The organism is Flavobacterium tructae, assembly GCF_002217475.1.
GTDB lineage: Bacteria > Bacteroidota > Bacteroidia > Flavobacteriales > Flavobacteriaceae > Flavobacterium > Flavobacterium tructae.
This window is the reverse complement of record NZ_MUHH01000019.1, coordinates 49600-63601: the sequence shown is the minus strand read 5'-3', so window position 1 is coordinate 63601 and position 14002 is coordinate 49600. Positions and strand designations below refer to the sequence as shown.

8 protein-coding genes are annotated in these 14002 nt (G+C 35.6%); 4 read left to right on the top strand and 4 right to left on the bottom strand.

The annotated features are described in order from the left end of the window. The 4 genes from B0A80_RS08835 to B0A80_RS08820 form a co-directional block, all read left to right on the top strand. On the top strand, positions 1–2469 hold a 2469-nt coding region (locus tag B0A80_RS08835), incomplete at its 5' end, for a gliding motility-associated C-terminal domain-containing protein (protein ID WP_133063719.1). Positions 2470–2612: 143 nt separating this feature from the next. Then, on the top strand, positions 2613–3530 hold the full coding sequence (locus B0A80_RS08830; protein WP_089077056.1) for a PorP/SprF family type IX secretion system membrane protein: 918 nt from the start codon (positions 2613–2615) through the stop codon (positions 3528–3530). Positions 3531–3541: 11 nt separating this feature from the next. After that, positions 3542–5476, top strand: a complete 1935-nt coding sequence (locus B0A80_RS08825) for an OmpA family protein (protein WP_089077055.1) — start codon at positions 3542–3544, stop codon at positions 5474–5476. 81 nt (positions 5477–5557) lie between these two features. Continuing rightward, positions 5558–6037 carry a hypothetical protein gene (locus B0A80_RS08820; RefSeq protein ID WP_089077054.1) on the top strand — a complete coding sequence of 160 codons (480 nt, stop codon included), beginning with the start codon at positions 5558–5560 and terminating at the stop codon, positions 6035–6037. Between the two features lie 406 nt (positions 6038–6443). On the opposite strand, the gene B0A80_RS08815 is transcribed toward B0A80_RS08820, so the two are convergent. The 4 genes from B0A80_RS08815 to B0A80_RS08800 form a co-directional block, all read right to left on the bottom strand. Beyond that, on the bottom strand, positions 6444–10886 hold the full coding sequence (locus B0A80_RS08815) for a non-ribosomal peptide synthetase (RefSeq protein ID WP_089077053.1): 4443 nt from the start codon (positions 10884–10886) through the stop codon (positions 6444–6446). Between the two features lie 177 nt (positions 10887–11063). Beyond that, positions 11064–12029, bottom strand: a complete 966-nt coding sequence (locus B0A80_RS08810) for a 2,3-diaminopropionate biosynthesis protein SbnB (protein ID WP_089077052.1) — start codon at positions 12027–12029, stop codon at positions 11064–11066. Beyond that, positions 12016–12963 carry a cysteine synthase family protein gene (locus B0A80_RS08805; RefSeq protein WP_089077051.1) on the bottom strand — a complete coding sequence of 316 codons (948 nt, stop codon included), beginning with the start codon at positions 12961–12963 and terminating at the stop codon, positions 12016–12018. Before B0A80_RS08805 ends, B0A80_RS08810 begins: the two co-directional genes overlap by 14 nt. Positions 12964–12966: 3 nt before the next feature. Continuing rightward, positions 12967–13758, bottom strand: a complete 792-nt coding sequence (locus tag B0A80_RS08800) for a class I SAM-dependent methyltransferase (RefSeq protein ID WP_089077050.1) — start codon at positions 13756–13758, stop codon at positions 12967–12969. Between the last annotated feature and the right edge of the window lie 244 nt (positions 13759–14002).

Here is a 14002-nt window from a genome sequence, read left to right as displayed (position 1 = left end):
TTTACACAAGTAATCACTATTGAAGATACCACCAAACCAACCTGGACTACTCTAACGGGAAGTTTAGATATTACGATCCAATGTAGTGATGCGGCAGGTTTAATCGCTGCGCAAGCCAGTGCACCTGTAGCAATCGATAATTGTGATAACGATGTGACCAATATCGTTAAAACCAGTGGTCAATTTGTAGCTTCTCAGTCTTGTGGAAATTCCGGAACCTACACCAATACCTGGACAGTTAAGGACAATTGTGGTAATACTTCCGATACTTTTACACAAGTAATCACTATCGAAGATACCACTAAACCAATCTGGACTACTCTAGCGGGAAGTTTAGATATTACGATCCAATGTAGTGATGCGGCAGGTTTAATTGCTGCTCAAGCCAATGCACCAGTAGCAACCGATAATTGTGATAGCGATGTGACCAATATCGTTAAAACTAGTGGTCAGTTTGTAGCTTCTCAGTCTTGTGGAAATTCCGGAACCTACACCAATACCTGGACCGTTAAGGACAATTGTGGTAATACTTCCGATACTTTTACACAGGTGATCACTATCGAAGATACCACTAAACCAACCTGGACTACTCAGGCCGGAAGTTTAGATATTACGATCCAATGTAGTGATGCGGCAGGTTTAATTGCTGCTCAAGCCAATGCACCAGTAGCTACCGATAATTGTGATAGTGATGTGACCAATATCGTTAAAACCAGTGGTCAGTTTGTAGCTTCTACATCATGCGGAAACTCCGGAACCTACACCAATACCTGGACCGTTAAGGATAATTGTGGTAATACTTCCGATACTTTTACACAAGTAATCACTATCGAAGATACCACCAAACCAACCTGGACTACTCTAGCGGGAAGTTTAGATATTACGATCCAGTGTAGTGATGCGGCAGGTTTAATTGCTGCTCAAGCCAATGCACCAGTAGCTACTGATAATTGTGATAGCGATGTGACCAATATCGTTAAAACTAGTGGTCAGTTTGTAGCTTCTACATCATGCGGAAACTCCGGAACCTACACCAATACCTGGACCGTTAAGGATAATTGTGGTAATACTTCCGATACTTTTACACAAGTAATCACTATTGAAGATACCACCAAACCAACCTGGACTACTCTGGCCGGAAGTTTGAATAAAACCATTCAATGTAGTGATACCGAAGGGCTGACAACTGCACAAGCCAGTGCGCCTGTAGCAACCGATAATTGTGATAGCGATGTCACGATCGAGAAAACTACAGGACAGTTTGTACCCTCTGCTACTTGCGCAAATGCCGGAACCTATACAAACAGTTGGGTAGCAAAAGACAATTGCAACAATATTACAGATACTTTCACTCAGGTGATTACGATCGAAGATACCAGCAAACCAGTCTTTAATGGAGTCCTTCCTGCGAATATTACAGTATCATGTGATAAAGTTCCTCCACCGGCTAATATAACAGCATCAGACAATTGTAATGCTAATGTGCCGGTAGTTTATACTGAAACAAAAAACAGTATTGAAAATGAATGCAGCACAAATTATACACTGACCCGTACGTGGACCAGCAGCGATTGTAGTGGTAATACAACTTCCTACACACAGCTAATCACCGTTAGAGATACTACTCCGCCAACAGGAACAATTCCGGCAAATGTTACTTTACAAAACATAGCAGATATTCCTGTTGCCAATACGGGAGCCGTAACCAATACTGCCGATAATTGCAGCCAAACTGTAACGGCAACCGTAAGTGATTCTAATAATGGAGGCACTGGTTGTGGAAGCAGCCCTTATATCTTAACAAGAACATACACTTTATCCGATTGTGCCGGCAATAAAACAATACTCGTACAAACCATAACCGTTTTGCATGAAATTGTTGCGACAGCTCCTTTTGCAATTGAAGCCTGTAATGCCGATACTTCAACGGTTGATCTATTAGGTCCGTTGCCTAGAAATACTTCTACAACCGGTACTTGGATTGATACCAATAATACCGGTGCGCTAAATGGCAGTGTTGTAACTACTTTTGGCCTTCCGATTGGTAACTATTCATTTGAATATCAAATAAAAGATGAAGCCTGTCCAAGAAGTTTAGTGGTAAACCTTTCGATCAATGATGATTGCAAAGTTTTGGCCTGCGGAACGATACTGGTTCATAATGCATTCTCTCCTAATAACGACGGTATAAACGACCGATTTGTTATCGACCATATTGAAGACACAGCTTGTTATCCTGACAATAGTGTCGAAATATACAACCGTTGGGGGGTATTAGTATTCGATACTAAAAATTACAACAATACCACCAATGCTTTTGATGGCATTTCAAGAGGAAGAACAACAGTAAGTCAATCAGATGGTCTTCCAACAGGAACTTACTTTTACATTCTTAATTACACCTCCGTAGATGGAAATGGTGCAATACAAATGAACAAAAAAGACGGATACTTATATCTTTCCAGATAAGCAGATGCCATCCTGATTGCGTAATTCATCAGTGATCAGGATGGTTTTCAATTGAAAAACTCATGTAATAGATTTCTGAGTTCATTCAGCTTATTTTTTTAAGATTCAAAAGGCAATAACAATATTAAAATAATTTACCTACTATGAAAACAAAATTACTTTCTTTCGTCATGGTATTTACTGCTATAGTAAGTTATGCACAGCAAGATGCGCAGTTTACACAATATATGTACAATACCATAAATATCAATCCGGCATATGCGGGCTCACGAGGAGCATTGAGCATTTTCGGATTATATCGTACGCAATGGGTTGGACTTGACGGAGCACCGGAAACCAGTACCTTTTCTGTAAATACTCCAATAAACAATAGTAATTTGGGAGTTGGAGTTTCGCTGGTCAATGACAAGATTGGGCCTACAAATGAAAATACTTTTTCTGCAGATCTTTCTTATACCATACAAACCTCAGCAGATTTTAAACTTTCATTCGGGATTAAAGGCTCAGCCAATTTTTTTAATCTCGATGTTACTAAATTAAATCCGGAAAGCCAGGGTGATCCACAGTTTCAGGACCTGAACAATAAATTCTCTCCCAATGTAGGAGCCGGAGTCTATTGGCATTCCGATAAAGCCTACATCGGTTTATCAGTACCTAATTTTATCGAAACCAATCGGTACGATGATAATGATTATGCCATTTACAAAGACAGAATCAATTATTATTTAATTGCCGGGTATGTTTTTGATCTTGACAGACTTCAATACATCAAATTCAAACCCGCTTTACTCACAAAAATGGTTCAGGGAGCTCCGCTTCAGGTAGACGTTTCTGCCAACTTTATGTTTATGGATAAACTTGTGTTAGGTGTTGCCTACAGATGGAGTGCCTCGCTTAGTGCTATGGCCGGGTTTCAGATTAGTGATGGTCTGTACATAGGATATGGTTACGACCGTGAAACCACTAAATTAAACAATTACAATTCTGGTTCGCATGAAATCTTCCTGCGCTATGAATTCTTCAGAAAAAACAGTAAAATGACAACTCCTCGTTTCTTCTAAAATTTTTTATCATGAAAAAATATATACTCCTTTGCACCACCGTAGTAAGTGTTTTTTTATCTAACAGTTTTGCGCAACAGGGTAAAATTGTTTCCGGAGACAAAAAATACGATAACTATGCCTATATCGATGCAATTAAAACGTATCAGAGAGTAGCCGAAAAAGGTTACAAATCAGAAGATCTCTTTAAGAAGTTAGGAAATTCCTTTTACTTCAATTCCGAATTCGAAAAAGCAGCAAAATGGTATGGCGAATTATTTGCTCAGAATACTGAAGTTGAACCTGAATATTACTATCGATATGCACAATCATTAAAATCAACCGGAGATACAGCCAAAGCCAATCAAATGATGGATTTATTCCGACAAAAATCAAAAAACGACAGCAGAGCCAAACTATATGAAACAGATAAAAATTATCTGGATAAAATAAAAGCCAATTCGGGGCGCTACACTATCGAAAATGCAGGAATAAACAGTAAATACTCCGATTATGGAACAGCTTTCTATCAACACAAAATTATATTTGCCTCAGCCAGAGATACCGGTAATTTCAGTCAAAGAATTCACAAATGGACTGGTGAGCATTTTACCAATTTATATCAATCTGATATCGATGAGAATTTTAATCCTAATGCTCCCAAAAAATTCAAATCTAAAATAAACACCAAATTCCATGAGTCGACTCCTGTTTTTACAAAAGATGGAAAAACTGTTTATTTTACGAGAAACAATTATATAAATGGGAAAAAAGGGAAAAATGAAAGTAAAATTACTTTAGTAAAAATATACAAAGCTACATTTGAAAACGGTGAATGGACCAATATAACAGAGCTTCCTTTTGACAGTAATAACTACAGCACGGCACATCCTGCTTTAAGTCCCGACGAAAAAACACTTTATTTTGCATCGGATATGCCAGGATCAATAGGACAATCTGATCTCTACAAAGTAAGTATTAACAGTAATGGAGAATTTGGCATTCCTGAGAATTTGGGCCCAGGTGTTAACACCGAAGGAAAAGAAAGCTTTCCCTATATAAACGATCAAAATGAAATTTACTTTGCGTCAGACGGACATCCGGGACTGGGAGGTTTGGACGTTTTTGTTGGAAAATTAAGCAATACCGGCGTAAGTAATGTTCAAAATCTTGGAGCCGATATCAATTCTCCTAAAGATGATTTTGCTTACATAATCGATACCAAATCGAAAAAAGGTTTTTTTAGTTCCAATAAAGATGGCGGAAAAGGCTCTGATGATATTTATCAATTTTTGGAAAGAATACCACTAACCTGTGTTCAGGAATTATACGGAACTATAACTGATCTGGCTACGGGAGAGGTCTTACCACAAACCAAACTAAGTTTATATTCCGACAGCAATAAAGTCATCGCAACAACCAACTCTGATTCAAACGGAAACTACACTTTTCCTGTAGAATGTGGGGCAACCTACTTCCTGAGAGCTGAAAAAGAGAAATATTATACCAAAGAAGAAAGTATAACAATCTCAAATAAAAATGGAAGAACAAATTTATCAATAGCATTAGAAAAATCGGATTGCCTGGTAACCATAGGTGATGATCTGGGTAAATGTTTTGGCATTAAAATGATCTATTTTGATCTGGATAAATCAAACATTCGCACAGAGGCAGCTTTAGATTTAGAAAAAATACTTGATGTACTAAACCAGTATCCGAATATGAAATTAGACATTCGTTCTCATACCGATAGTCGGGCAACATTTAAATACAATGAAGCCCTATCCGACAGAAGAGCCAAATCTACCATACAATGGCTGATCAAAAATGGTATCGCACCACAGCGATTAACAGGTAAAGGATACGGAGAAACTGAACTGGTAAACAAATGTTCAGATGGAGTGCCTTGTACCGAAGAAGAACACCAAATGAACAGACGTAGTGAATTTATTATTACGGCTTTATAATAAAAAAGTACCAATCAATTAATTTTAGGTTCGATTTTTGTTTTACTTTAGATTATTAATAATTTAATACCATTTGAAATCATGAAATCACTAAAATACTTCTTTATTGCAATGACATTCATTGCCGTAAGCTCTTTACAGGCACAGGTATCGGTTAATGTAAATATTGGAACACCGCCAGCATGGGGTCCTGTGGGTTATACAGATGTCCGTTACTATTATTTACCGGATCTCGAGATGTACTACGACATCAATGCATCCAATTACATTTACATAAGTAACGGAAAATGGATCAGAGCAAGAAATTTGCCGAGAAGTTACAGAAACTATGACCTTTATAACGAATATAAAGTGGTACTAACCGATTACAGAGGCAATTCTCCCTATGACAATTATAAAACTCACAAAGTAAAATATGGTAAAGGCTACAAGGGAAAACCACAAAAAACAATTGGTCAAAAACCGGGGAAAGGGAACAACAAAGAATATAAAGAATATAAAGATAATGGGCACGGAAATGGCAATGGACATGGAAAAGGGCATGGACATGGCAAACACTAAAACGTAAAAAAGAAAGGGGGACTTGCTAAGTCCCCCTTTCTTTACATAAGAAATCATTTTCCCTTTTAAGCTTCTGCTCAAAATTTAAAACAGTACTACAGTTTTTGTGGCTGTTTTAAATTTGAAGTGAATATCCCCCTACTCTACGAAGCATATCTCACAAGCGCTACGCAAATGTCTCTGACTTTGCGCCAAGTTGCACTATCTAATTTAAAACATATAAGTCATAAAGTCTCAGACTTTAAAACTAAATTTCTTAGATGTAATTACCAGAAAAGAAAAGATTTAAAACAATATAAGAAATAGCGGTAAAAAGTCAGGAGACTTTTATAAACTGTAATGATTCACAAGTGCAAAAAAAAGCGCAAAGTCAGAGACATTTGCGCAGCTTTGGTGATTCAATCCTTTAAAAATTAAAATCAAAATCTAATGTCGTATTGATTTCCTGCTCTAATTTGTCGTCTATTTCTCCAATCTTCCTTAAAGGATTAACGACAATTTCATTTAGCATTTTACCAAATTCTGATACAATCATTTGTATAGTATCTTCCTCAAACAAATCAGAATTGTAATCGATAGTTCCTTTTAACTGATGTTCACTTTCAAACAAGTTAAACACGATAGGCATTCTACTGAATTTGCTTTCGATTGGATAAGATGTTAATTTTAATTCATCTAGTTCAATGCTATTTTCAAAATTAAATTCGGGGTTTTGATACACTAGCATCAGATCAAAAATATCCGACGCTATTTTGTCAAATGGCAGATCTTGATAATTGTTTATTTCCAATAGGTTATGATTAACATTCTGCCATACATCTGCAAAAGTTTGTTCTGACTGTATTTGAGTTCTCAGCACCAGAGTTTTCACGAACATTCCTATTTGATTGTTTAAATCATAGCTATTTCTTCCTGAATTTACTGTCCCAATGCATATATCAGAATGGTTGGATAGTTTATAAATTAAAACATTGACTGAAGCCACTAAAAAGGTGTAGAAAGTCATTTGGTTTTCGGCAGCCATATGTTTTAAAAGGAGCGTAACTTCCTCTGTGAGTTCAAATGATAATTTACTTCCATTTTGTTTATTATTTTGAATACTAAAATCCCTGTCAAATGAATTTTTAGGTGTATAGTTTTGAAGATAATTTTTCCAAAACAACTCATTTTTAGATTGATCTTCTTTTACTGTTTTAGTCAACCACTCTGAATAATCTTTAAACTGAAGTTTTAGGCTGTTCTCTTGTGTTCGATTTTGAGTGCTTTGATTATAGTTTTGGATAAATTCTTTGATGAAAATTTCCAGTGACAAGCCATCCATCATAATGTGATGTGTCGAAAAAAGGAGTAGATGTTGATTCGTTTCTAAGGGTAGCAATTGAGCTCTTATCAACATATCTTTTTCTAAATCAAATTCGGTATTACATAATCGATCGATCGCTTCTTCTATAGAATCATTTTTTAATTGATGTACAACAATTTCAAATCTGTTTTTTTCCGGAGCATTGATTTTTTGATACGGAATTCCATCAATTTCAATAAAATTGGTTCTTAGGATTTCATACTTTTCAATGATTTGATTTATGGACCGGTTCACTTTAGCTGTATCTATAATTCCTTCAATAGTATAGCCGGCAGACATATTATAAGCAATCAAACTCTTTGTTTGCTGAGAAGCCAGCCAAATGGTATATTGAGCAGGAGTCAAATGATATAAATCTTTGATTTCAGCTAAAGGTAGGGCATTCGATTGGGTTGGCTTTAACTCTTGTAAATAAACAGCCAGTGCTTTTATAGTAGGAAAATCAAAAATCGTTTTTAAAGTAATCTCTACATAAAGGTTTCGGGAAATTAATCCAATCAATTTTACCGCATTCAAAGAATGACCACCAAGTGCAAAAAAATTATCCGTTATACTTATGGCCTCTTCTGTATTTAATACTGTTGCCCAATACTGTGATAGTTTTATTTCCAAATCGGAAACAGGTTCTTTAAAATGCTCTTCGTTTGTATTATACTGAATCTCTCTTTGTGACAACGATTTTCTATCTACTTTTTGATTGGGCGTAAGCGGAAATTCTTCCAATGGAATAATTGCATTCGGAATCATATAGTACGGAAGTGTCTTTTTCAATTGATTCGTAATTTCAATTGTATCGACGAACTCTTGATTTTTTAAAACATAAGCTATTAAAAAAGCTTCTTGTTGCGCTCCTTTTTTAGCAATGACAACAGTATCTTTAATTGTGGCTATTTGATTGAATTGCGACTCGATATCGCCCAGTTCTATTCTATAACCTCTAATTTTTACCTGATTGTCATTTCGCCCTAAAAATTCTATTTCTCCATTGTGATTCCATTTTCCAACATCACCTGTTTCGTAGCACAAACTATTCGTATCAAAAGGGTTTTGGATGAATTTTTCTTTGGTTAATTCTTTGTTTTTATAATATCCCAGTGCCAATCCATCGCCAGCAATATAAATGGCTCCCGGAATTCCAATCGGTTTTGGATCTAAAAACGCATCTAAAATATAGAATTGTGTATTGTTGATGGGTTTACCAATATTGAAGGCTTGCGAGGGGTGCTCTATTTTTTTTACACTAGACCAAATAGTCGTTTCAGTTGGTCCGTACATATTCCATAATGCTGAGCTATGGCTGATTAGTTTTTGGGCTAATGATTCGCTTAACAAATCGCCGCCACATAATACTTTTAATTGTTTATCACCCTGCCAGTTGGCATTGAATAACATTTGATAAAAGCTTGGTGTGGCCTGAAGGATTGTGGGTTTGAGTTCTTCTAATTTTCTAATGATTAAATTAGGATCGGATAACAAATTCTGGTTAGCAATATATAAGGTTGCTCCTGAAATTAAGGGTGCAAAAAATTCTAATATAGAAATATCAAAAGAATAAGTTGTTACCGAAAATAAAATGTCATTTGCATTTATTCCGGGTAGCTGCTGCATACTGGTTAAGAAATTAAGCAATGACTGATGTCCAATTTCAACTCCTTTTGGATTCCCTGTTGATCCTGATGTGTATATAATATAGGCCGTATCTAGTGGGGATACGATTTGAAAGGCTGTTGTTTGTAGATCCTCAATTTCAGCAAGAATATGTTCTAATGCTATGGTCTTTACCTGTTTGATCGCCTCAGTTTCATTATTATTTTCGTTAATAATGATGCCGGTTTGACTATGGGCCACAATATAGCTTAAACGGTCTTTTGGAAAAGCAGGATCTAACGGAATATAAGATCTGCCCGTTTTTAAAATACCTAACAAAACAGCGATCATATTAGCGGAACGACCTAACAAAACAGCAATTGGTGCTTTATCTTCCGGACCAAATTTTGAAATAATGTACGCTGCTATCTGGTTGGATAACTTATCCAGTTCACTGTAAGAATATGATTTTGTCTCCTCTTTTACCGCAATTTTTTCAGGTACTCTTTTAACTTGTTCTTGAAATAAATCTAGTACCGTTTTATCTTTTGGATACTCAACTTTTGTACGATTAAAATCAAATACTACTTGTTGCTTTTCTTCTGTGGTTAAATAGGTTAACTCTTTTAGCTTTTTATCTGAATTATTTAAAACAGCATGAACCAACTTTTCAAAATGATTGACCACTTGTGTAATACTAACCTCATCAAAATAATTCAAATTATAGTCAAAATCAATTTTCACCTCTTCTGATTCGTCAAATTCTCTTATGTACAAAGCCAGAGCTACTCTTTCTGATTGATGACTTAATGGAATTACTTTGGTTTGTGTGTTTTTAAAATGAGCGGAGTAATCTTGTTTTTCGTAAGAAAGTGTGATATTAAACAATCGCTCTTTTTGGCTGTACAACTGCAATTCCTGAATTAACTTTCCTAAGGACAGCCGCTGGTGGCGATAATCTTGTTTTAACTGATTTTTTATATCAATTATTAAATCCTTAAAAGTCGCTTCAAAATCCAATGACATTCTCAAAGGAGAAATTCCCATAAAAAGCCCCACCGTTTTTTTATAAGCAGACTTACTTCTGTTTAAAACGGGTAAGCCGATAGCAAAATCGTTGTTTTCGTGTTTTCTGCCAAAATAAGTGTACAGAATTCCTAAAATTAGAGCAAAAGTGGAACATTTATAGCTTGTGGCTAGTTCATTTAATTGGTTGTAAACCGCTCTTCTAATAACCAGTTCTTTACGGCTGCTTTTGTTTATTTGTACACGGTCATCTAACTTATCGAATAAATTCTCCGGTAATGGTTTGAATTTTTGAGACCAGTATTCTAAATCTTGCTTTAATGATTCTGAATTTTGATATTCGAAATCATCTTGTTCAAAGTCCTTGTAACTAAATGGATAATCGGAAATAATTGCGCCAGATTCAGAAATCTCATTGTAGTTCTGAACCAATCTTTGAAACATTAATGAAGTTCCCCAGCCATCGGTTATGATATGATGATACACCGAGAATAAATAGTAAAAATCGTCCTGAACTTTTACTAAAGTGAAAATATGCAAAAGGCTTCCTTTTAATAAATCAAAAGGTTTCATAAATTCCTTTTGCATATAGAGATTTGCTTCCTCAGTTGGATTTTCAAAGTCTGAAAAATCAATAAATCCCAGCTCCGATTGATGGTCTGCTACTATTTGAATACCAACATTTTCTTCCTTTTTTACAATTATACTTCTATAAGCATCGTGCTGATCAATCAAGGCAACATAGGCTCTTTTGAATATTTCTATGTTTACTTGACCTTTAATTTCGATTTTAGCCCCAATATTGTAAACAGGCTCATTAGGAAATAATAATTGTTCGAAGTAAATATCTTGTTGGGGCAATGTCAGTTTCATGAATATTCTTTTTATAGTAGTTCCATAACATTATCAGTTACTTTTTATCCATAATTGCTTGGCCGTAGTCCAGTTTTATGATTCTATCGGTCTATTAAAAAAAGGCATCAGTATGGATAACTGCGATAATCGTTTTGCTTCTTCTTTCGGTTTTGGCATTACGTGTTTTCCTAAAAATTACAACGTTTGTCCGATACGCTTATCTTGCGATAATTCATAGAAATATTTGGCTATCCCGATATCAAAAATCGCCATCCCCATAGGACAGAACATTATGGTATCGTTTGCTTTGATAGTTTTTCTTAATTTTCCGGATAAGACATCCGTGATTATAAGAACGTCTTTCTCCAGCAGTCCTTTTGTCTGGTGCATCATTTCAATATCGGTGTTTTCGCGGCACACTTCGTCCCAATTATCAACAATCACGCAGTCAATAAAATCATAAACATCGGCTTCATAATCTCTTAATGAAACATTGAGTTGCAACGAACCCTTTGGAGGTGGAAGATTGATGTATCGTTTTGACGAAGCCGTACAGGTAATAAAAATTTTTGAGTTTAAATAGGCTTGTTCCCAATCGTTTGCGAGTACGATTTTGTGTTTCCATTTTTCGGGCAGCAACTCTGTGTCAATTGGATTGATATCGTAGACATAAATTTTGTCAATGATATCTTCATGCAAAGTAAAAATCATCTCAAGATGCATCCTCCCAATTGGTCCTAAACCAATAATACCAAAATTTATTTTTTCGTTAATTTCTACTGCTTCTCTGTAGCTTTTTATGATCGCACCTGTAACTGCCGATGTACGTATGGCCGAGACCATGGGCGTATTTATCACCGATATGGGAACACCGGTATCGGCATTATTGAGGATAATAACTGAATTAGCCCTCGGGAGATTATTTTTTATATTGTCAGGAAAGCTGGCGATCCATTTTATGCCCGAAATATTATAATCTCCTCCTACATAAGCCGGCATAGCGATTATTCTGTTTTTTAAATCTTTATATCTAAGGTATGGTTTTATAGGCTGTGCGTAATCCTTTTTTTCTAACAGGAGAACAGTATCTTCAATAACCTGAATAATTTCATTCCAGTTATTCCCTATTTCCAATATATTTTGTTCATTAATGTATTTCATAAGAAGTTTGTTGAAAGCATTTATAATCTATTAATTCCAGGTAATCATCGCCGGAATCGGGTATAATGACCAGGCTATTCTGTTTCTTTTCAGAATTTTCAATATTTTGCAAGGCAGCATAAAAAGCCGCTCCTCCGGAAGCACCGGCCAGGATACCGTACTCATGAAAAAGTTTTTGGCAGCCGGTTATGATTTCCTCTTCACTTAAAATAACATGATCATGTATGTCTGCCAGGGCAATAAAATCAGATGTTTTGCTGGCACCAATGCCTGGTAGTTTGCGTTCTTTGGTTATGGTAGAAAAAATCAGTGAGCCTTCAATATCTACCGCTATAATCTTTATTCTTGGAAAATACTTCTTGATATGCTGTGATAATCCTGTGACTGTAGCTCCCGAACTCACAGAAATAAAAATATAGTCTATTTCATCAATTTGATCTTTTATCTCCTCCATCATCGCATTATAAGCCAGGTAACAATTCTTGTTTTTATATTGGTTGGGCTGGAAAGAATTTTTATTTTCTTCAAGATAGTTTTTGATAAATTTTATTCTGTTCAGTAAATAATTACCGGTCTCGTCTTTTTGTGTGATCTGAACGATGTGACTGCACAGTAGTTCCAGCTTTTTCTTTTTGTATAAAGAGATGCACGGATCTATAACCGGTATAAACTTTAGGTCCAGTTTTCTGCAGATCAAAGCGAGCGCTATCCCAAAATTTCCCGAAGTAGATTCGATTACAACTGTGTCTTCATTGATTGAACCATCAAGAATTGCTTCTTCTATTACTTTAAATGCAGATCGCATTTTTATACTACCACCAAGTTGATAGTATTCTACTTTTATAAAAATATTCTTCTCTGCGCATATATTATACAAAGGAGTATTTCCAATAAGTTTTTTTAGTTTGTACAGTTTGTCTAATAATGTATTCATCGATTAGGATTTGTGTTTTTTTGCAATGCAGATATAGGACAACGGATAGGAAAGTTCTTTTTGTTCCAGGTCTTCTTTTAAATTTGATATATCATTAGCATATTCAAATAATTTGTAAAGTGACAGCCCATTATCGGCAATGGCATTGAATAGGTCGGAGAACGTGTAATTAAAACTATAGTTTGCGCTTCCTGTATATTCTGTTTTTCCTAAATAATCCAGGCCACCCTCCTCTTTTAATGGTTCTTTTCTAAAATAATTCTCCTCTTCCGAAAGCTTCATGTCCTCATCGATAAGCCAGCTAAAAGGATGTTGTTCCTGAATAACCAGAAATCCTTCAGGAGATAATGCTTTAGAGATTTTTTTGATGATCTGATTCAAATCGGGCAGCCAAACCAGGGCACCTACTGTCATTAATACGATATCAAATTTTTCGTTTTCTATAATTTCGTCCATTTCATAAACATCATAGACATGAAATGTACAGTCAAGACCCAGTTGGTCGTTTAGAAAACGTGCCGAATCGATCGCTTCGTCAGAGATATCGATACCGACACATGTGCCGGCATTCATTTTTTTTAATGAAATCAGTTCCTCACCGTCGTTACAGCACAGTTGAAGTATTGATTTGTTTTGGAATGTTATTTTATTTAATACTTCGAGAAGGTTCTCATCCAAGGTACTAAAGTCCTCTAAAGTGAATTTGCTTTTATATCTCTTTTTAAAATCCTGATGCATTGGATTCACCTCATTCCATGCGATCCTGTTTGCTTCGGTATATTTTTTATAATCCATATCGTGTATAATTTTTTGATTATTAGGAGTTCTTTTTTAAACATTCCTTTAAAAGCACTGGCGAAAAAATAATTGTTTAACGCCAGTACTTCTTCTGTGATTTTTTTTCTGAATACGGATCTCAACTATTGACCATTAATTTCGTTATCAATAGTAGCATCACTGTACTGATTTCAATTGTCTCATCGCTTCTTTCAAAACAGTGCCCGAGTTTTTACCAACACGATTAACTACTTCTGCGATA

Bases quoted from the DNA above. Each gene is read 5' to 3' on its own strand.
- B0A80_RS08810 (WP_089077052.1), bottom strand. From the start codon at position 12,029: ATGAAATACATTAATGAACAAAATATATTGGAAATAGGGAATAACTGG.
- B0A80_RS08825 (WP_089077055.1), top strand. From the start codon at position 3,542: ATGAAAAAATATATACTCCTTTGCACCACCGTAGTAAGTGTTTTTTTA.
- B0A80_RS08815 (WP_089077053.1), bottom strand. From the start codon at position 10,886: ATGAAACTGACATTGCCCCAACAAGATATTTACTTCGAACAATTATTA.
- B0A80_RS08805 (WP_089077051.1), bottom strand. From the start codon at position 12,963: ATGAATACATTATTAGACAAACTGTACAAACTAAAAAAACTTATTGGA.
- B0A80_RS08800 (WP_089077050.1), bottom strand. From the start codon at position 13,758: ATGGATTATAAAAAATATACCGAAGCAAACAGGATCGCATGGAATGAG.
- B0A80_RS08830 (WP_089077056.1), top strand. From the start codon at position 2,613: ATGAAAACAAAATTACTTTCTTTCGTCATGGTATTTACTGCTATAGTA.
- B0A80_RS08820 (WP_089077054.1), top strand. From the start codon at position 5,558: ATGAAATCACTAAAATACTTCTTTATTGCAATGACATTCATTGCCGTA.